The following is a 20,614-nucleotide window of genomic DNA, read 5'->3' as shown; positions in this document are numbered from 1 at the left end:
TCATCCAAATTTACGGAATAAAATTTAGAAAGAGGCGTAAACGTTTTGGCGAAAAATTCAATTCGGGTTCGGTACGCACCGAGCCCAACCGGTCATTTGCACATTGGTAATGCCCGGACGGCCATTTTCAACTATTTATTTGCCCGTCACAACAAGGGTAAGTTCATCATTCGGATCGAGGATACGGATACGAAACGGAACATCGCTGACGGTGAACGGAGCCAATTGGAAAACTTAAAGTGGCTTGGTTTGGATTGGGACGAAGGTCCTGACGTCGGTGGCGATTACGGTCCTTACCGTCAATCAGAACGGGGCGACATTTACCAACCACTCATTCAACAATTGTTGGACGAAGATAAGGCTTACGAATCATACCGGACGGAAGATGAATTACAAGCCGACCGGGAAGCCCAAAAAGCCCGTAAAGAAATGCCTCACTATGAATACGAATACGCTGGCATGGACGAAGACGAAAAGGCTGCTGCCATCGCCGACGCCAAAGCCAAGGGCTTAAAACCAGTTATTCGGTTCCGCGTACCCAAGGATGAAGTCTTTGAATGGGACGATATGGTTAAGGGGCACGTGGCCTTTAACTCTGATAGCATTGGTGGGGACTTTGTCATCGCTAAGCGTGATGGCATGCCAACCTACAACTTTGCCGTGGTCGTTGATGACCACAAGATGGCCATCAGTCACGTCTTCCGGGGCGATGACCACGTGGCTAACACGCCAAAACAATTGATGATCTACCAAGCCTTCAACTGGGAAGCACCAAAGTTCGGTCACATGAGCCTGATCATCAGCAAGGACACCGGTAAGAAGCTGTCCAAGCGTGACGAATCTGTCTTGCAGTTTATCGAACAATACCGCGACTTAGGTTACCTGCCAGAAGCCATGTTCAACTTCATTCTGTTGTTGGGCTGGTCACCAGTGGGTGAAGACGAAATCTTTAACCGCAAGCAGTTCATCAAGATGTACGATGAAACCCGTTTGAGCTCATCACCGGCCACCTTTGACAGTGACAAGCTGGAATGGCTGAACAACCGTTACGTTAAGGACGCTGACGACAGCACAATCATGGACTTGGCTTTGAAGCAATTGATCAAGGCGGGCAACGTGCCTGCTAACCCCGACCACTTGACTTTGGAATGGGCTCGTCAGTTAATTAACCTCTACAAGCGGCAAATGAGCTACATGGCACAAATCAACGACATGGCGTCGGTCTTCTTTGAAGAACCCGAACAAGTAACGGGTGACGCCTGGGACGAAATCAACAACGAAACGGCACCGGTCGTTTTGAAGGAATTCGCTGCCCAAGTTGAGAAGCTCGACCTGTTTGATTCCGTAGAAATTTTCCACGTGATCAAGGCCGTGCAAGCCAAGACCGGCATTAAGGGCCGTCAACTTTGGATGCCAATCCGAATTGCCGTGACCCACGAAATGCACGGACCAGAATTACCAGAATCCATTGAATTAGTTGGACGGGAGACCGCCTTAGAACACATTCACCAGACCTTAGCACAACTTGAAGGCTAACGATTTGGTAAAGAAGCCGAATGAGGGCCAATTGGCGCTTCATTCGGCTTCTTTGTTATCGGTTGAATATGCTACAATGGAGCTAACTCATTTGGTCCTAAAGATTCGCTGTGAATTTTAACGATACCGGCGGGGTGCTACACCACTGTGAGTGCCCAGTCATCGCGACAAACGGGGACGGCAACGGGTTGAAACTGCGAAATTTCTGTGGTTTTGACGGTCGTCCTTCCGCGTGACCAGACGGTTAGGACTAAATTCAATTAATGATGTGGAAGGAGCTTCGGCATGCTCAAAGTTTTTAATACCATGACGCGCCAGAAAGAAACATTCGAACCGATTACCCCGGGAGTGGTCAACATGTACGTGTGTGGCCCGACCGTTTACAATTACATTCATATTGGGAATGCGCGGAGTGCCATTGCCTTTGACACAATTCGCCGGTACTTTGAATACCGCGGCTATCAAGTGACTTACGTGTCCAACTTCACTGACGTGGACGATAAAATGATCAATGAAGCGCATAAGGAGGGCATTACGGTGCCTGAATTAGGCGATAAGTTTATTGCGGCCTTTAAGGAAGATACGGCGGCCTTGAACGTGGAGCCGGCAACGGTTAACCCGCGGGCAACCGATCACATTACTGAGATTGTGGAATTTGTTCAGGACTTGATCGACAAGGGCTATGCCTATCCCGTTGATGGGGACGTTTACTACCGGGCGCACAAATTTGCCCACTACGGTGAGCTGGCTCATTTACGCTTGGATGACCTGGAAGAGGGCGCTTCGCAACACACCAACGATGAGGAGACGGCGCGTAAGGAAGATCCCGTCGACTTTGCCCTCTGGAAGGGCGCTAAGCCGGGTGAAATCTCCTGGCCATCCCCTTGGGGCGCTGGTCGGCCGGGCTGGCACATTGAGTGTTCCGTCATGTCCACCCACTATTTAGGTGATACCTTTGATATTCATGGTGGTGGCGAAGACCTGATCTTCCCACACCATCAAAATGAAATTGCCCAAAGTGAAGCCAAGACCGGCAAAACCTTTGTCCACTACTGGCTGCACAACGGCTTCGTGACGGTTGGTGACGATGATGAAAAGATGAGCAAGTCGCTCGGTAATTTTGTCACCGTGCACGATATTTTAAAGACCGTGAATCCCCAAACGTTGCGGTTCTTCATGGCAACTACACAGTACCGCCGGCCCATTCAGTATACCCAGCAAAATCTGGATACGGCTGAACGGAACCTGGAACGCCTGCAGACGGCTTACAACAACATGGGTTACCGCCTGAAGGACGCCGAAGCCGGCAATGATCCCAAGGTGGAACAAGAGACCCGTCAAATTGTTGCGGACTACATTGATGCAATGGATGATGATTTTAACGTCCAAAATGGTGTGGCAGAAGTCTTTGAACTCTCGCGGTTAGGCAACGTCTACGCCGAACGGCCCGTGGTGTTTGGTGGAACGCTTGAATTTATGCGCAAGACCTTAACCGAGTTGCTCAGTGTCTTCGGAGTTAAACTGGCAGAGGCCACGAGCTTAGGTGACGAGGGGATTCAGGCGCTGATTGACGAACGTTTGGCAGCCCGGCAGTCCCGAAATTTTGAACGTAGCGATGAGATTCGCGAACAATTGAAGAATCAAGGAATTATTTTGGAAGACACGCCCCAAGGGACGCGTTGGCGAAAGGAAAATTAATGACAACTGAACAAGCAGATTATCAGCAATTAAACGGTGTCGCACTGGCTTACATGGGGGATGCTTCCTATGAAGTCATTATCCGCCGGCACCTGATTGCGGCTGGCCTGACCAAGCCCAACCATTTGCAAAAGCAGGCGACCCATTACGTGTCGGCCAAGGCCCAGGCGGCTTTGATCGACCTGATGGAACAGGACAAGTTGCTGAGTGAAGATGAGTGGACGATGTTTAAACGGGGACGTAACGCGAAGAGCTACACCCACGCGAAGAACACGGACGTCGTGACGTACCGAATCTCAACCGGTTTTGAAGCCCTCATGGGTTACCTGGCCTTAAGTGGCAAGCAGGATCGTGTAGACGAACTCGGCCAGTGGTGCATTGAACAAGTGGAAGCGGGGCGGACTGAATAATGACAGAACAAGCAAATACCGAAACCAGTGGCGACTTTGTGATTGGCCGGCACCCGGCCGTCGCAGCCTTACGGAGCCAACAAACCATCAACAAGGTCTTTCTCCAGAGCGGTTTAAAGGCAGAAGCACTTGACGAAATTCGCCAGTTGGCTAAGAAACGCCATTTGGTCATTTCTGAAGTGCCTAAGCAAAAATTAGACCTGTTGACCGATCATCAAAATCACCAGGGTGTGGCCCTGGGCGTGGCGGCGTTTGAATACGCCACGATTGATGACCTCTTTGCCAACGCCAAGAAGGCCGATGAAGAACCGTTCTTCTTGATCTTGGACGGCGTGGAAGACCCCCACAACTTGGGGTCCATTTTACGAACCGCTGATGCGAGTGGCGTACACGGGGTGATTATTCCAAAACGCCGGGCAGTTGGTTTAACTTCCGTGGTGGCCAAGACCTCCACCGGGGCGATTGAACGGGTCCCGGTGGCCCGGGTGACGAACCTGGTGAACACCGTCCATGACCTCAAAGAGCGTGGCGTCTGGGTCTTTGGTACCGACATGGCCGGCACCGATTACCGCGACTGGAATGCTAAAGGGGCTAGTGCCCTGATTATTGGCAATGAAGGCAAGGGCATTTCCCGGCTCTTGAAGGAGACCGTCGATGAAATGTTGACGATCCCAATGGTGGGGGAAGTCCAAAGTCTAAATGCCAGTGTCGCAGCTGGATTGTTGATGTACCAAGGGTTCAGCTCCCGGCATCCAGTTCAACACTAAGCCAATGGCAATGAGCGAGGGGAAAGTCTAATGAAAGAAGACATTTTAATTGTCGATGCCTATAACATGATCGGCAACTGGCCCAAACTCAACCGGCTGAAACTCACGGACCGGTTACCAGAGGCGCGGGACGAGCTGCTGAACATGTTGGCGAATTATAAAAAACTACGGGACGCAAAAATCACGGTGGTTTTTGATGCCATGTACGTGCCCGGCATTTCGAAAAGTTACAAGCAATTTGATTTGGAAGTCGTCTGGACGAATCGCGACGAGACGGCTGACAGTTATATAGAGAGAATTGCGAAGGAACGCCAGACGCGCTTCACCCAGGTGACGGTCGCGACTAGTGATCAGGCCGAGCAGTGGACCATTTTCTCGGAGGGAGCTTTGCGCATTCCAGCCGGCGAACTGTTGACGGACATTGAGCGGGCACAAAACGAAGTGAAGCAGACGGCCCGTGAGTTTGCGGACCGCGGTATCGTGCGCAAGTCCCCGTGGGATGACCAGCAGTTATTCAAGCTGGAGAAGCTTCGCGACCAAATGATGGCCAAGCCGAAAAAGAAGAATGATGATTCTTAAGTGAGTCTATAAATTGAGCCTCGAGCGACTACTTGGGGCTTTTAATTTTGCCCACGATTCGTCACGACGTAAAGACTGGCATCTGCCACAAGTTGTAGCAATGTAGATATGGAAGAATCATGGTGCGCTACTGAGGTTAAAACTGAACCATTAATGTCCGTAGAGATAGTAGCCAATGACTGTGAACAAACGTGCCGGCCAGAGATGCTCCTGCCAATATTATGTTGAAGAAAATCGCAGCCGCAGGTGGCAATTTCTAACTAATTGATGTTGGGAGAAAACGAAATCATAACAGAATAAATGTGGCGAAAAACGCTCGTTCGCTATGGCACGACGGGGTGCTCCACTACACTTAAGGAACTACTTAAGGGGAGGCGTTACCCGTGTCAGATCTGTCAGATACCGTATTACTTGAACGACTGTCGCACAACCTGGATTCACCCGACTTACTGGACCTGTTTGAACGGTACCGACCAGTTTTACAACGGCTACAGAAGCAGTACTTTATTCCCGGTTTTGAGCAATCAGACTGGGAGCAAGAAGCCCTGTTGGTAATGTATCACACGGTTCAGATATTTGAGACGGATCGGTTGCGGAGCTTTGGGGCGTTCTACCGTTTACAGTTGGCGCACCGGGTATTTGACCTAATCCGCCAGTCACAGGCCCTCAAGCGGCAAATGACGCGGACGGCGATTTCGATTGAGACGGAGGCGGCGTACATTTCTGACACTGTGCCCGACCAACATTGGCTATTACGGGAACAGTTGGAGGCCAAGGAGGCCGTCTACGAAGTATTGCCGCGCCTATCTGGGATTGAACACACGGTTTTTAGTGGCATCTTAAAGGGAGAGTCACTCCAGAAAATCTGTCAGCAAAATCAGCTTAGCTTCCATCAGGCACGTTCTGCTTCCCAACGAAGTCAGGCGAAGCTCAGAGAACTCCTCGCTGAATGATTGACGGCGGCGCGAAAGGATGGTAAGCTACTACGGTATGAGTTAGATTGGATTGAACCAAAGGTGGTGGAAAGATGGCTCAACGGAAAATTGCCCTGGCTTGTTCAGTTTGCGGGTCGCGGAATTACACCATCACTGCAAGTGCGACACGTACGCAACGACTAGAGGTTATGAAGTTTTGTAAATACTGTGGGAAGCACACGCTACACCGTGAAACCCGTTAATTTGACTGATAATCACGACAAACACTAATTTTAGGGAGGCAACACCATGCGTTTATTCCGTTTCTTCAAATCGGTCGGCGCCGAAATGAAACAAGTTTCTTGGCCCGGCGTTAAGCAGACCCGTCACGATACTGGGACTGTTGTTGGCATTTCAGTTCTGTTCGCAATTTTCTTTGCGGTTGTGGACTGGGTCGTCCAATACGGCTTAAAGTTCCTTTCCTAATCGGAATTGTCGGTGGTCAAATCACTTAAAATATGCTATATTAGTTGGTAACAGGGAACTTCGTGTACGCGGAGTTTTTTTATTTTGCTCGAAAAAGTCAATGAAATTAAAGGAGTGCACCAAAATGGTTGAGTCAGCTGAAAAGCAATGGTACGTTCTTCACACCTACGCGGGTTACGAGAACAAGGTTATGGCGAACTTGGAATCTCGTGCCGAATCAATGGGGATGCAAGACAACATTTTCCGCGTTGTCGTTCCCGAAGAAGAGGAACACGAAGTTAAGAATGGTAAGGACAAGGTCACCATGGAAAAGACCTTCCCCGGCTACGTGTTGGTCGAAATGGTCATGAGTGACCAAGCTTGGTACATTGTCCGGAACACGCCCGGTGTTACTGGGTTCTTGGGTTCCCATGGACAAGGTAGTAAGCCAACGCCACTGTTACCCGATGAAGTAGAACGGATCCTGCGTCGTGTCGGTATCTCTGCGCGTCACGCCGAATTGGACGTTGCTCCTGGCGATTCCGTAACCATTGTCGACGGTGCCTTCAGTGGCTTAGTCGGCAAGATTACCGAAGTCGACGACGAAAAGATGAAGTTGAAGGTTAACATTGATATGTTCGGTCGTGAAACCAGTACTGAACTGAACTTTGACCAAGTCGACCCAATCTTAGGTTAATTCGAAAAGAACTTGTGATGGTTCGTTAATTGTGGTATGATTCTCAGGTATGCGTGACGCATATGTACAAAGTGGGAGGGGCAAACTAACAGCCCCACTTACCACACACGGACTCAAGGAGGTATTGTCTCGTGGCTAAAAAAGTAGCTAATGTCGTTAAATTACAAATTCCTGCGGGTAAAGCAACCCCAGCTCCCCCAGTTGGACCAGCTTTAGGTCAAGCAGGTATCAATATCATGGGCTTCACTAAGGAATTCAACGCTCGTACAGCTGACCAAGCTGGTATGATCATTCCTGTTGTGATTAGTGTCTATGAAGATCGTTCCTTTGATTTCATCACTAAGACTCCTCCAGCAGCAACGCTGTTGAAGAAGGCCGCTGGTGTTGAAAGTGGTTCCGGCGAACCTAACACGAAAAAGGTTGCTACGGTAACCAAGGATCAAGTTAAGCAAATCGCTGAAACTAAAATGCAAGATCTAAACGCAGCTGATGTTGAAGCAGCTATGCGCATGATTGAAGGTACTGCCCGGAGCATGGGCTTCACGGTCGAAGGTTAAGCTCAGTTTTCGGATAGTCGGACACTTCACGAAAATGAAATGTGTCAAGTGGGAGGTTTATCCGTTACAACCACATTTGCAAGGAGGAATACACAAAATGGCTCACAAACGAGGTAAGAACTATCAAGACGCTGCCAAAATGGTCGAGGCTGACAAGGTCTACACTATGGGTGACGCGATTGATTTAACGAAGAAAATGGATTTCGCTAAGTTTGACGCAACTGTTGAAGTTGCTTTCAAGCTTAACGTTGACACGAAGCAAGCGGACCAACAACTCCGTGGCGCTTTAGTATTACCAAATGGTACCGGTAAGGAAACCACGGTAATCGTATTCGCTAAAGGGGACCAAGCTAAGGCTGCAGAAGCTGCCGGTGCTGACGTCGTTGGCGAACAAGACTTAGTAGAACGCATCCAAGACGGCTGGTTGGACTTTGACGTTGCAATTGCAACGCCAGACATGATGGCCCAAGTTGGTCGTTTAGGTCGGGTCTTAGGACCTAAGGGCTTAATGCCTAACCCTAAGACGGGGACTGTTACGATGAACGTCGAAAAGGCTGTTTCTGATGCTAAGAACGGGCAAGTTACTTACCGGACTGACCGGGACGGTAACGTTGCTGTTCCATTTGGTAAGGTTTCCTTTGATGCTGACAAGCTTGCCGGCAACTTGAAGACCATTGCCGAAACGATTGTTCGTATTCGCCCAGCCGCTGTGCGTGGGACTTACGTTCAACACGTTTCAATTTCTTCAACGTTCGGCCCTAGCGTCGACGTTGACTTGGCTTCCTTATTAGCCTAAGTTAAATCTTGAAATAAAAAAATCCCCTATAATGCGTTGACAGCAATGTTGAAGTATTGTATGCTATTGAAGTTGTATTTAATAGATCTACCTAAGACTCAGGTGGCCTAATGGTCTCAATTTCCTGCCGAGGAAGAAGTTTACTTAAACTTTTGACTCCTTATGTCTTGGTGGCATGGGGATTTTTTTATCCCACCAAACTAATCCGGGAGGTGAATATTTTGAGTGAACAAGCTATTGCAATTAAAGCTAAAAAGGTTGATGAGGTTGTTGAAAAGTTCAACAACGCCACCAGCGCTATCGTGGTTGATTACCGTGGGTTAACTGTTGAAGAAGCAACTGACTTACGTAAGCAATTACGTGATGCTGGCGTTCAAATGAACGTCATCAAGAACAAAATCTTGGTTCGGGCCGCAGAAAAAGCTGGCTATGCAGATTTAAACGATCTGTTTGCTGGTCCTACTGCCGTTGCTTTCTCTGACGAGGATGCAATTGCACCTGCTAAGGTTTTGAAGAAGTTTGCAGACAGTGTTGACGACCTACAGATCAAGGGTGGTTTCATCGAAGACAAAATTGTCTCCGTTGACGAAATCAACACTTACGCAAGCTTGCCTAGTCGTGAAGACCTGCTCTCTATGCTGGCTAATGTCTTACAAGCACCAGTACGGAACGTGGCTTACGCTGTTAAGGCGATTGCTGAAAAGGGTGACGAAGGCGACGCAGCCTAAGTACCTGATTGAAACATAAAATTAAACCCAATTATTGGAGGAAAATAACATGGCTTTTGATAAAGATGCTATCATCGCTTCTCTTAAAGAAGCGTCAATTACCGACCTTAACGACTTAGTTAAGGGTATCGAAGACGAATTCGGCGTATCCGCTGCTGCCCCAGTTGCTGCAGCCGGTGCTGCTGGCGGCGACGCAGCTGCTAAGGATTCATTCGACGTTGAATTAACTGAATCTGGTGACGCCAAGGTTAAGGCCATCAAGGCTGTCCGTGAAATCACTGGTTTAGGCTTGAAGGACGCTAAGGGCCTCGTTGACAACGTACCATCTGTCATCAAGGAAGGCGTTTCTGAAGACGACGCTAACGAAATCAAGGAAAAGCTTGAAGCTGTTGGTGGTGTGGTTACTCTTAAGTAATCACCTTCAAAACAAAAATGAACCGTTGCCCTCGGGTAGCGGTTTTTTTGTGCCGTTTTTTAATTTTCACTTGTGATTAAGTCTCCCTAATAGCTTTTTAACGCTGAAATGATTAAGCTAAGTGAGAAGTTTAAAAATGAACGGAGTGAAGACATGGCCGGAACAATTTTAATTGTGGAAGACGACGAAGCGTTGTTAGCATCGCTGACCACGGAATTACAATTTGAAGACTATACGATTTTAAACGCAATGGACGGGAAAACGGCGCTGGAGATTTACGAATCTAACCGGGGACAGCTGGACCTGATTATCCTGGACTGGATGTTGCCGGAACTTGATGGGCTGGGCGTCCTTCGCCGGATTCGGCGGCACGACAGCTTACCCGTGATTATGATGACGGCGCGGGACTACGTGGGCGACAAGGTAGCGGGCCTGGACACCGGTGCCGATGATTACATAACAAAACCCTTTGAAATTGAAGAGCTCCTGGCCCGCATCCGCGTTATTCTGCGGCACCAGCATCATCAGGAAACAGCGGATAGTCAGCTACACGTGGCGGACGTCACGCTAGACACCCGGGCGCGGCAAGTCCAACGCAACGGGAGCCTGATTCAACTCACACAACGGGAGTACGAATTACTCCTGTGCCTGATGAAAAACGCTGGCCAAACCATGACCCGTGACGAACTACTCGATGCCGTATGGGGCGTTGATTTTGAAGGCCAACCGAACGTGGTGGACGTCTACATCCGCTACCTGCGGCACAAGCTGAATGAAGAGGAAGGTCACTCCCTGATTCACACGGTGCGGGGCGTCGGCTACGTTCTGTCCGCGGACTACGTGGGGTAAGTGCCATGGCGAAGAAAAAACGCAGAGTCTCAACAGCCCAGGAGATTCAGCACCGCTTCATTTGGATGTTAGTGCTCGTCATCTTATTGATGGGCGGCACAATCGTGGGCACGGTGGGCTACCAGTTGGTCAAGCAAAGCGAACAATCCTCGGTTGAGCTAATGGCCAGTCTGAAACGGTCCATCATTGATGACAAGCCCGATTGGGATCGGTGGCGGAAGAGCAGCTCCATCAACACGCAGAACACGATGGTTCGCGTGTACAATAGTAAAATTGGCGAGGCGCCTTCAACATTTTATTCACCGAACACTAAAAAATTCATCAAAGCAACCCATTACCAAATGCCAATCTTTCCAGCCGTGGCTTACACGCCGGGGTATGGCTTTACGTACTATCGCTCCGGGATTCATTGGGGCATCCATTCGGAAATCTGGCTCAGCTTGCGGCCGATTACCACGGTGTTGTTGTCGGTGATGATTGTTATCTTGATTATTATGGCCTTCACCGTGGTGCTGGGCTGGATTTACATCCGGCTGACGGCAAAGAAAATTACCCGCCCCCTGGCAAGCCTCAACGTGGCCGCCCAGGAGCAGTCACGCGTCCGGACAACCAAGGCAACGTTGCCGGTGCCGGAACAGCCTAGTGAGGTCACCCAACTAGCCCATAGTTTTAACGAACTCTTAACCACCATCAACGAACACGCGAGTCAGGAACGGGAATTCATTTCAAATGCGGCTCATGAACTCCGCACGCCGATTGCGGCGATTCGGGGACACGTGCGGTTGATTGAGCGGCGCGGGACGGAGCATCCCGAAATTATTCCCCGTTCGATTAAGTTTATCGACGACGAGTCGAACCGGATGCAGACGCTGGTCAACAGCCTGTTAACGTTGTCCCGGGCGGACCGGGGAACGCTCCAGCTCGACTACTTTGATCTCGCTGAGGTCATCAACGAAACCGTTGAAGAGGAACGAGCGGTCCTGCAGCAGGCTATCCAGGTGACGGGAGCGGCTTCTGCCGTTATTTACGGTAACTCCGAGAGTGTTCAGCAGGTGTTGGCGGCACTGATCGACAATGCCGGGAAATATTCGCCTGCGGATCAGCCGATTACCATTGCCCTTGAGACCACTGCAAACCAGGTGCGCCTCAGTATTCAAGACCTGGGCATGGGGATTGCCGACGCTGATAAGGCACATATTTTTGAACGCTTCTACCGTGTAGATTCAGCGCGGACCCGACAGATTGGTGGGACCGGTCTGGGGTTGGCGATTGTGGCCCAACTGGTGGCGCTTAACCATGCGACTATTCAAGTCGTTGACAATCAGCCGCGGGGTAGCCAGTTTGTTCTCGTATTTGCGTTGTCCCAACCGGATTCTGATAAACTCTCAGAGTAATCTCTTTTTCGACCTGTATTAGATTCACCCACACTTAACTATCATGGACTTATGAAATGCCATGAGAGTTAAGTGTTTTTTTGTGGGCAAGGAGGGTGTGTCATGCAATTAATTTCGATCGTTGTGCCATGTTATAACGAACAAGAAAGTTTGCCATTATTTTATAAACGTGTTGAACAAATTTTAACTGACTTTAACCGGCACCGGGATCAATTTCAATGGGAGTACTGGTTTGTAAACGACGGGTCCAGTGATGAGTCGCTCCAGCAAATGCAGTACCTGCATGCCGCCAATCCGGAATCCGTCCATTACGTGAACTTTTCCCGGAACTTTGGCAAGGAGGCGGCGTTGCTCGCTGGTTTGAAGGCTGCTCAAGGAGATTTCGTGGCAGTGATGGATGCCGATTTACAGGATCCACCGGAGTTGTTGCCAACCATGATTCAGATGTTAGTGGAAACGGACTACGACGTGGTTGCCACGAAACGCTCCGATCGCCAAGGGGAACCGTGGTTGCGTTCCAAGCTATCCAGTGCCTTTTACCACGTGATCAACGGCATCTCCCAGGTGAAGATTGTACCGGGGGCGCGGGACTATCGGTTGATGCGCCGCTCCGTGGTGCAAGCCATCATTGATATGCCAGAGGTGAATCGCTTTTCTAAAGGGATCTTCAGTTGGGTCGGGTTTAAGACCAAGTATCTCAGCTTTCGGCATCAGGACCGGGTTGCGGGGAAAACGCACTGGTCTATGCGGCAACTGCTGGATTATTCCCTGGAAGGTATCATGGATTACTCGGAGGTACCATTGGCAATTGCTTCTTGGCTGGGTGGATTATCCTTCGTTGCGGCGATTGTCGGTGTCTTTTGGATCGTGATTCGCGCGCTACTCTTTGGGAATCCGACCGCGGGTTGGCCCTCATTGGTGGTCATTATTCTGATGTTGGGTGGCTTACAACTGCTCTGTTTAGGGATTCTCGGCAAGTATATTGGTCGCATCTATTTGGAAACGAAGCACCGACCACAGTATTTGGTCAAAGATAAGCGATAGGAGGACGTCATGACAATTACGCAACGCAATCAACAATTGGCACTGGGCTGTTTCGGGCTCTTTGGCATCTTGGCCATCTTGGTCAAGACCGAGTTTGAACCGCTCATGATTTTGGATCGCCAGTGGCTGACAAGTTTTAGCTCCAGTGGCTTGGGGCAGCACGTCCGGATCTGGGAATGGTTGACGCTGATGGGCAGTCCCTTGGTGACGGGTGGTCTAGCTGTCATCCTGGCGCTCTTTCTCTGGCGGATTCGTCAGTATGGCTGGGCCTGTGCCGCGCTAGTCGGTGTTGTCGGTGGGGATGCCGTCCTGCTGGTCGTGAAACAACTGGTCGGTCGCCTACGTCCACTGCAACAGGTCGTCGCGGACACCGGATTCAGTTTTCCCAGCGGGCACGTCTTTAGCACGACCTTGCTCGCCTGCATGATTATTACGTTACTATTTAAATTTCTAAAAGGCAGTGCCACGTTCTGGAGCGTGACCGCGGTCGTTTGTCTCGTAGTTGTGGGTGTGTTATTGGCCCGCTTAGGCTTACGCGATCACTATCCAAGTGATGTTCTGGGGAGCATCTTACTGGCAAGTGGCTGGTGGCTACAAGTTGTGAGCATGTTAGAACGGGTCGCCGCGAAATGGCAAAAAAATCAGGCCCAAGAGTAAGGATGGGGTGTCGACATGGCAACGTTAGCGTCAAAAAAAGTTTGGCAAAATATCGGAATCGCGTGGCTCGTTGCCTTGGCGATTGTAACTGGCGTCTTTGTTTTCTGGGGGGTGGCCCCATTTGGCAATCATGGACTGCTGATGAGCGACATGGGAACGCAATACATTCCGCTATTGACGGCGATGCAGCACGCGTTGAAGTATCAGGTCTTTCACCTGTATTCCTTCTCGCAGTCGCTGGGAAGTGTTGTGGTCCCAACGGTTGCGTATTATCTGCTGAGTCCGTTTAACCTGATTGTTGTTTTCTTCAGTGGGAGTCAGGTGCCGATTGCGGCCAGCCTGATTGTGATGGCCAAAATTGCCACGATTGCGGCAACCATGACCTGGTACCTTCAGCGTCATTTTCGGACGACGCAGCGGTTAACGATCATCTTCGCACTTGCCTTTAGCTTTTGTGGCTTCGTCGCGGTCAATTACTTCGACTTCATGTGGTTGGATTCCTTAATCATTTTGCCCCTGGTTGCCGGGGGCCTTGATCGATTGGTTCGCGACCAACGCCCGGGGATGTTCTTCGGCTGGCTACTGGCAAGTATTGTGACCAACTACTACTTAGGCTACATGACGTGCCTGTTCGCGGTGCTGTATTTCGCCTACATTTTGTACAACTGGTTGAGTGAACGGCCAGAAACCACGCACGTTGCTGATTGGTATGGTCGCTTGAGCCAGTTCGTCTTGACGAGTGTGCTGAGTGGTCTCAGTGCCGCCGTCATTTTGATTCCAACGGGATTAGGGATGTTGCAAACGGCGAAGTCGACCACCAACAATCTTAATTTACATTTCTTACCCGAGTTTGGGCTAGAATTCTTCGCCCAGTTTGGTGTGGGGGCAACCAACTATTCACAACGGCTGTGGCACGCACCGACCGTCTTCGTCTCCAGTGCTGTGGTGTTATTGGTGTTGACCTACTTTGTTCAGCCGCGCATTTCTAAGCGGCAAAAGTGGTCGGCGGGACTGCTACTTGGGGCCTTGTTCCTAGCTATGTGGATTCGGACGTTCAATACCATTTGGCACATGATGCAAGCACCGGCTGGTTTTCCGTTCCGCAACGTGTTTTTCCTGAGCTTTGTCATGGTCGTCTTAGCATTTGCGGCTTGGCAGGCGGAACCACGAAAAATCAAGCGTCACTGGCAGTGGGGACTGCCAACGATTCAAGTGTTCAGTATGGTCATCGGGGCCAAGTTTATTACGTTTATGGTCAAGCTCATGCAGGGGCGCTCAGCGCGGTTGGAGAAATACTATCAAAACATCCAACTGGTTCATTGGCATAGCATTGGGCTGTCCGCAGTGTACATTGTGGCTACGGCCGTCGTTATCTTTGCCACACAGCGGCTCTGGCGGAAATGGCTGATTAGTTTGCTGGTCATAACCGAAGTTGGGGGCAACTTTATTTTAAGCATGAGTACGACCTCATTTGGTGATCAAAAGGCCTATGAAGCGGCTTATCAGGCAGAAAGCAAGCAGATGAGTCAGGTCAATGATCCGGATGGCCAGTTGTACCGGGTCCAAAACGACAACACCTTGATTAACCGGGCGTACTACAGCCATTACAACAATTATAATGACAGTCTGCTCTTCAATTTTCACGGCCTGACGTCTTACAGTTCAACGTTGAACGAACAAACGCGGCAGACGCTGCAAAAATTGGGCCTGTACAGTGACAACGTGCGGCGGATTGGGGCCGTTGGGTTGACCCCATTGGCCGAGCTCCTGTTGGGCGTGAAGGATTCCGTTCATTTGACGGGGACCCAGTCAGTGACCACCCCCGCATCAAGCTACAGCGGGATGGGGTTTGCCGTGTCGCCTGACCTGGACAATGTTCAGTTGGGCAGCAACGCCTTGCGGAATCAAGAAGCCATCATGCAAGCCCTGCGACCACAGAAACGGGCGTACTTTGCCCAGGCCAAATTGTTGCAGGATAGCGTGAAAAAGGTCAATCGCATCAATGGCGTGAAGACGACGTATGCCTACCACCACGTGATGACGCTGCGCGCAACGACGACCGGGCCCGTCTACCTGTGGGCGGTCAACGGTGGCACTAAGTACTCGACCATGGTCGTGAACGGGACCAAGATTAAGCCCGCCATGAACGCCAACGGTCAAGCAACCTTGATCAAGCTGGGTGATTTCAAGCAGGGCCAAACCATTACTTGTCACTTCGCAGCGACTTACGCCGTTGCCCTGTACAAGACGCAGGTCATGGGGTTACGCGAAAGTGATTTTACCAATCTACTGCGGAGCATGCGCCAACAGAAGTTGACCATACACACGGCGGATAGCCACTTTCAAACGAAGCTGACCGGGAGCGTACGCGGGTCCAGTCAAAAATCGGAGCTCTTCTTGAGTATCCCTTACGATACGGGCTGGCACGCAACAGTTAACGGTCAGAAGGTCGCCACCAAGCGGTTGGTCAATGGCCTCATGGGTATCCCGATTCAGAACGGTCAAAACCAGATTCAATTGACCTATCACGTCCCAGGAAGCCACTTGGGACTGGGCATCAGTTTGGGCAGTCTCGCCACATTTGGTGGCCTGACCTGGTACTGGCGCAAGAAGCATGGACGACAGGAGGAGAAGCAACCGCAAACGAGCGATAAAGTAAGCTAGCTGTCAGAAGGTCATTTAAAGGAGAATCATAATGGGATATCTAATCGATTTCGTTTTACACATTGATAGTCATTTGGTTAACATTGTTAACACATTTGGCGGTTCCACCTATCTCATCCTGTTCGCCATCGTCTTTGTCGAAACTGGCGCAGTCATCTTACCGTTTCTACCGGGAGATTCCTTATTGTTTGCCGCCGCTGCCTTGGCAGCCAACCCCGCCTATGGCCTGCACATTTGGCTATTTGTCGCCATCTTCTTGGTCGCCGCGATTGGGGGAGATTCACTGAATTTCTACCTCGGTCGCCGAACCGGTGCGGCCTTGAGCGGTCGGTCCTGGTTCAATCGCCTCATCAACAAAGAGCGGTTAGCCCAGTCGGAAAAATTCTTCCGCAAGCACGGGCCGATTGCCATCTTCTTGGGGCGCTTCCTGCCAATCATTCGGACCTTCGTACCCTTTGTTGCCGCGGGTTCGCAGTTCTCCTACCGCCGTTTCTTGAAGTATAACGTGAGTGCCGCCATTACGTGGGTGATCATTTGCTGTGGCGGGGGCTACTTCTTCGGGAACATTGCTTTCGTGAAGGATCACTTCTCCGCCGTTGTGCTGGGAATCATCGTGGTTTCACTGATTCCAGCGGTCGTTGGCTGGTTACACATGACAATCCAAACGCGCCGAGCAAAGTAGGGAAGTAAGTGTTCACCAATCCGCCTGCGGCTGCTGGAGGTTCCGGCGTCTATGGGGACCGCCTGCGGCCTGGGGAGCGGTCCTTCGGCTCGGTTTAAAGCCTGATAAAAGACATCAGTCTCCAAACGCGTCCCACGCTGTAGGCTAAGAAAATCGCTCAGCCAACACCGTTGTCACAGCTGCCTCCACCTCCAGCCTCCTCCGGCTAACGTGGTGTATCAACCTGTACACTTGTGTAATTCGTTGGCGCGACGGGATTCAACGATACTGTTTAGCTGACACTATTGTAGACTCGAGAGAGTAAAATTTGTGAATGGTAATCTGGCATAACTAGGTAGCAACTTGTAATCTCATTATCTGAAGACTTAAGTTTAGAGTAAGCCCTTGCCAAAAACTGGCAGTGGCTTACTCCTTTTTGCTATGCTGGGGGATAACAGTTAATCAGCTAGTTAATGGTTTCGGTGTTATTGTCTGGCAGTCATTTTTTGATATCTAAGGGGTGAAAGATGACATGTAGGCAATAATTCTGTATACGACAAGAGTCGAGGCCTGAATATCAGTAGCACGTTCTAAATTTGGCTCACTCACGCCTACTTAGACAGTATCCAATTGCGGCGGACTAACGTTGCCAGTCCAGCGATGGTTACTTCAATATCATGTTGAAGAACAATCCTAACTGGAGGAGGACAGAGATGCAGGCAGCTGTGTCGACGACGTTAGCTGAGCGATTTCCTCAGCCTACAGCTTGGGACGCGTTTGGAGACTGACGGTCTTGGTCAGGCTTCAAACCGAGCCGGAGGACCGCTTCTCAGGCCGCAGGCGGTCCCCACAGCAGCCGGAATCTCTGGCAGCCGCAGGTGACAATTTTTGACTAATTTTGTGGATTGAATTTCTGTTAGCTGGTATCCTAAGTGTAACCGGGGGCTGTTAAGTAGCTGAATTAACCAATGATTTGTGTGCTGTTAGAATTGTTCTTCAGCACGTTGGTTGCGATAATGAAGGACTATGGGGGAGGTAGCAACTATGGGGAAACGTTTGTGGGGGAGTATTCAAAAACATTTAACCCTGATTAAAGGTATTTTTATTTTTTCAATTTTAATTTTTGTGATTCAGATGGTGGGCCGCATCGCGCATGAGGTCAACGGGGCTCAGCTACAGTCGGAATTGGCAACGCTGGACACGGGGACGTTCCTGCTCCTACTGGTGGGCGGCTTTGTGGCCGTCTTGCCAATGCTGGTTTATGACTTCACCATTGTTGAATTCTTGCCGGGAAAATTTTCTCGCGGCTACGTAATTCGGAGCGGGTGGACGACCAATACGTTCACGAACCTGGCGGGGATGGGTGGTCTGCTGGGTGCCAGCTTACGGGCCAACTTCTATGCCAAGGCCGCCACGAAAAAGCAGGTGGTCTATGCCATCTCTAAGATCGCGTTATTCCTACTGGCGGGACTGTCCCTGCTGTGCTGGGTGGCGTTGCTCTTTCTGTTTGGCTTTGATGTGGGTCAACCATTTCGGGGCTACTGGTTTTGGTTACTGGGCGGCGGGCTGTATTTCCCGGGAATCTTCATTTTTACCCGGGTTAGCGATGGCGAGTTCTTTCAGGACTTGACCCTGCGGCGTGAGTTCAAATTGATTCTGGGATCGAGCTTGGAGTGGGGGAGTTGTGCGCTCTTCTTCCTGTTGATTGGCTGGGTGTTACAATTGCCCATCCCGTTGGCGGCGGTCTTTCCGATGTTCGTCGTTGCCTCAGTTGCCGGCGTCGTGTCGATGATTCCCGGTGGCCTGGGCTCCTTTGATGTGTTCATGATCATTGGGCTGGGCTTCCTGGGTGTCAGTCGGGCGGACGCCACCGGCTGGCTCCTGCTCTACCGGCTCTTTTACTACCTCTTGCCCTTTGGGGTCGGCGTGGGTTTCTTCATCCACGATGCTGGTCATCGTCTGAATCAATTCTTAAATGGTCTCCCCGTGGCAACGCTGCGGCGAGCGGCCCATCTATTTGTCACCACCTTCATGTATTTTTCAGGGGTGATGATGCTCCTGTTCGCCACGATTCCGGACGTGGTACTGGCGAACCATTTCTACTTACGACTGGTGCCTTACATGTTTTATTTCCTAAGCCAAATCACCAATATTGTGATGGCCTTTCTATTGATTGGTCTAGCCCGGGGCGTGGGGGCGCGGGTCAAACGGGCGTACTGGCCAACGCTGATCGTTTTGATTATTGCGATTGGCAATACGCTCTGGCGGGAAAACTTCCCCGTTAGCCTGGCCGTCCTCCTGGGATTGGTGCTCGCTTGTCTATTGTTTGCCCGGCCTGAATTGAATCGGACTGGCTTTCACTACTCTTGGGGCGGCTTGCTGGTCGATGGCTCGATTTACGTGGGGACGTTTGTCCTCTACACCTTGTTGGGGCTGTCGAGTTTTCCGGGTGGCCATCACCGGCCCTTCTTGCCCCACGCGTGGCTCTTGCCATCGACCCAGGTGTGGTTGACCGGTTTAGGCAGTCTCCTGGTGGCGCTACTGATTTTAGTGGGGATTTCCCGGTACTTGGCCGCGTCGAAGCCAAAGTGGCTCCAGACGGCTTACGATGCTCCCAGAATGCGTGCCATTATTAAAAAATTCGGTGGTAACGAGGTCAGCCATCTCGCTTTTCTGCACGACAAACGGGCCTACTTTTACCAGGAGGATGGGGAAGATCAACTGTTCCTCCTCTACCGGCAAAAGGCCGATAAGCTACTGGTCATGGGGGAACCCATTGGTAATCAGGACAAGCTGGGCCCGGCGCTACAGGCTTTTATGCACGACACAAATTTAGCGGGACTGCGACCGGTCTTTTATGAAATTAGCGAAAATTTGACGCTCCGGCTGCACGAAATGGGCTTTGATTTTCTCAAAGTGGGCGAAGAAGGCCACGTCGCGCTACAAACCTTCAGTTTGGCTGGAAAGGCGCACCGGGGTGAACGGACGTTGATCAACAAGTTCAAACGGGAGGGCTATCAATTTGCGTTGTGGCAGCCACCATTTGATGCACAACAATTTAAAGCGTTAAAGGAAATTTCGGATTCTTGGTTAGGTGATGAGTCCGAGAAGGGGTTCTCGATGGGCTACTTTGACCGCGAGTACCTGAATGAAGCGCCCGTGGCAGTGATGACCGCTGCGGATGGAAAGCCGGTTGCGTTTGCCAATCTGATGCCAACCGGCGACCGGCGTATGACGTCGATTGACCTCATGCGTGCCCGGCGTGATGCGCCTTCTGGTATCATGGATGGCCTCTTCGTCTATCTCTTTGAGACCTGTCGCGAGCAGGGCTACCTCAGTTTTAACCTGGGGATGGCACCACTGGCCAACGTAGGGGTCTCGGAGTTCAGTTTCATTGAAGAACGGGCTGCCCATTTAATTTACGAATATGGCTCCAACTTCTACAGCTTCCAGGGACTGCGAGCTTACAAGGAAAAGTACGTGACCGACTGGCAGCCAAAATACTTGGCTTACCGTCGTCGACAATCGCTGGTCTTTACCATGCTCCAGCTGGTCATCGTAATCAACCAACGGATGACGCCGTTGCCCCAATTGACGCCAAAGTGGTTTAACGGTTGGGTCACCAACGAGGTGCGGTGGCAAAATCACGACTAACTGATTTGTAAGTTAGCCAGAGATAGCAAAAAGGCGTAGACCCGAAAATGTCGGTTCTATGTCAACTGTTGTTGGTAATTCCATTTATAAAATTGTCTAATCCTTTGAGATTAGGCAATTTTTTTTGAG

20 protein-coding genes and 1 other annotated feature are annotated in these 20,614 nt (G+C 50.6%); all 20 genes read left to right on the top strand.

The genetic code is table 11. The features are described 5' to 3' along the window. Positions 1-45: 45 nt before the first annotated feature. The gene (gene gltX / locus EKM99_RS13660; RefSeq protein WP_125583954.1) at positions 46-1,536 is read left to right on the top strand and encodes a glutamate--tRNA ligase; all 1,491 of its coding nucleotides are present in this window, start codon (positions 46-48) and stop codon (positions 1,534-1,536) included. 285 nt (positions 1,537-1,821) lie between these two features. Continuing rightward, positions 1,822-3,234: a cysteine--tRNA ligase gene (gene cysS, locus EKM99_RS13655; protein ID WP_125583953.1), complete on the top strand. Its 1,413-nt coding sequence runs from the start codon at positions 1,822-1,824 to the stop codon at positions 3,232-3,234. Beyond that, complete coding sequence (locus tag EKM99_RS13650) at positions 3,234-3,644, top strand: Mini-ribonuclease 3 (RefSeq protein WP_125583952.1); 411 nt, start codon at positions 3,234-3,236, stop codon at positions 3,642-3,644. The genes cysS and EKM99_RS13650 overlap by 1 nt, the downstream gene beginning before the upstream one ends. After that, positions 3,644-4,411 (top strand): 23S rRNA (guanosine(2251)-2'-O)-methyltransferase RlmB, encoded by a 768-nt coding sequence (rlmB, locus tag EKM99_RS13645; protein ID WP_125583951.1) that lies wholly within the window; start codon positions 3,644-3,646, stop codon positions 4,409-4,411. Before EKM99_RS13650 ends, rlmB begins: the two co-directional genes overlap by 1 nt. A 30-nt stretch (positions 4,412-4,441) precedes the next feature. Next, entirely contained in the window at positions 4,442-4,990 is a 549-nt protein-coding gene (locus tag EKM99_RS13640; protein WP_125583950.1) for an NYN domain-containing protein, read from the top strand. Between the two features lie 383 nt (positions 4,991-5,373). Continuing rightward, positions 5,374-5,943, top strand: coding sequence for a competence protein ComX (locus EKM99_RS13635; RefSeq protein WP_125583949.1), 570 nt, complete (start codon positions 5,374-5,376; stop codon positions 5,941-5,943). 74 nt (positions 5,944-6,017) lie between these two features. Further along, the gene (rpmG, locus tag EKM99_RS13630) at positions 6,018-6,167 is read left to right on the top strand and encodes a 50S ribosomal protein L33 (RefSeq protein WP_125583948.1); all 150 of its coding nucleotides are present in this window, start codon (positions 6,018-6,020) and stop codon (positions 6,165-6,167) included. A 46-nt stretch (positions 6,168-6,213) separates the two neighbouring features. Beyond that, on the top strand, positions 6,214-6,390 hold the full coding sequence (gene secE / locus EKM99_RS13625) for a preprotein translocase subunit SecE (RefSeq protein WP_125583947.1): 177 nt from the start codon (positions 6,214-6,216) through the stop codon (positions 6,388-6,390). Positions 6,391-6,514: 124 nt separating this feature from the next. Continuing rightward, a complete protein-coding gene (gene nusG / locus EKM99_RS13620; protein WP_125583946.1) occupies positions 6,515-7,066 on the top strand; it encodes a transcription termination/antitermination protein NusG in 552 nt (183 codons plus the stop codon). A 131-nt stretch (positions 7,067-7,197) separates the two neighbouring features. Next, positions 7,198-7,623 carry a 50S ribosomal protein L11 gene (gene rplK, locus EKM99_RS13615; protein ID WP_020088139.1) on the top strand — a complete coding sequence of 142 codons (426 nt, stop codon included), beginning with the start codon at positions 7,198-7,200 and terminating at the stop codon, positions 7,621-7,623. A 97-nt stretch (positions 7,624-7,720) separates the two neighbouring features. Further along, on the top strand, positions 7,721-8,419 hold the full coding sequence (rplA, locus tag EKM99_RS13610) for a 50S ribosomal protein L1 (RefSeq protein ID WP_125583945.1): 699 nt from the start codon (positions 7,721-7,723) through the stop codon (positions 8,417-8,419). A 72-nt stretch (positions 8,420-8,491) separates the two neighbouring features. Beyond that, positions 8,492-8,616 (top strand) — a sequence feature (ribosomal protein L10 leader region). Positions 8,617-8,640: 24 nt separating this feature from the next. Beyond that, the gene (gene rplJ, locus EKM99_RS13605) at positions 8,641-9,147 is read left to right on the top strand and encodes a 50S ribosomal protein L10 (protein WP_125583944.1); all 507 of its coding nucleotides are present in this window, start codon (positions 8,641-8,643) and stop codon (positions 9,145-9,147) included. A 49-nt stretch (positions 9,148-9,196) separates the two neighbouring features. Then, the gene (gene rplL, locus EKM99_RS13600; protein WP_125583943.1) at positions 9,197-9,562 is read left to right on the top strand and encodes a 50S ribosomal protein L7/L12; all 366 of its coding nucleotides are present in this window, start codon (positions 9,197-9,199) and stop codon (positions 9,560-9,562) included. 153 nt (positions 9,563-9,715) lie between these two features. Next, positions 9,716-10,411, top strand: coding sequence for a response regulator transcription factor (locus EKM99_RS13595; RefSeq protein ID WP_125583967.1), 696 nt, complete (start codon positions 9,716-9,718; stop codon positions 10,409-10,411). A 5-nt stretch (positions 10,412-10,416) separates the two neighbouring features. Then, the gene (locus EKM99_RS13590; RefSeq protein WP_125583942.1) at positions 10,417-11,805 is read left to right on the top strand and encodes a sensor histidine kinase; all 1,389 of its coding nucleotides are present in this window, start codon (positions 10,417-10,419) and stop codon (positions 11,803-11,805) included. A gap of 102 nt (positions 11,806-11,907) precedes the next feature. Further along, positions 11,908-12,849 carry a glycosyltransferase family 2 protein gene (locus EKM99_RS13585; protein ID WP_125583941.1) on the top strand — a complete coding sequence of 314 codons (942 nt, stop codon included), beginning with the start codon at positions 11,908-11,910 and terminating at the stop codon, positions 12,847-12,849. Positions 12,850-12,858: 9 nt separating this feature from the next. Then, positions 12,859-13,506: a phosphatase PAP2 family protein gene (locus EKM99_RS13580; RefSeq protein WP_125583940.1), complete on the top strand. Its 648-nt coding sequence runs from the start codon at positions 12,859-12,861 to the stop codon at positions 13,504-13,506. Between the two features lie 15 nt (positions 13,507-13,521). Next, positions 13,522-16,170, top strand: a complete 2,649-nt coding sequence (locus EKM99_RS13575; protein WP_125583939.1) for a YfhO family protein — start codon at positions 13,522-13,524, stop codon at positions 16,168-16,170. 31 nt (positions 16,171-16,201) lie between these two features. Beyond that, on the top strand, positions 16,202-16,852 hold the full coding sequence (locus EKM99_RS13570) for a VTT domain-containing protein (RefSeq protein ID WP_125583938.1): 651 nt from the start codon (positions 16,202-16,204) through the stop codon (positions 16,850-16,852). 1,023 nt (positions 16,853-17,875) lie between these two features. Continuing rightward, positions 17,876-20,485 carry a bifunctional lysylphosphatidylglycerol flippase/synthetase MprF gene (gene mprF, locus EKM99_RS13565; RefSeq protein ID WP_125583937.1) on the top strand — a complete coding sequence of 870 codons (2,610 nt, stop codon included), beginning with the start codon at positions 17,876-17,878 and terminating at the stop codon, positions 20,483-20,485. The last annotated feature ends 129 nt before the right edge of the window (positions 20,486-20,614 follow it).

Origin of the sequence: Levilactobacillus cerevisiae (genome assembly GCF_003946245.1) — a bacterium.
Lineage (GTDB): Bacteria > Bacillota > Bacilli > Lactobacillales > Lactobacillaceae > Levilactobacillus > Levilactobacillus cerevisiae.
This window is presented reverse-complemented; position numbering and strand designations above follow the sequence as displayed.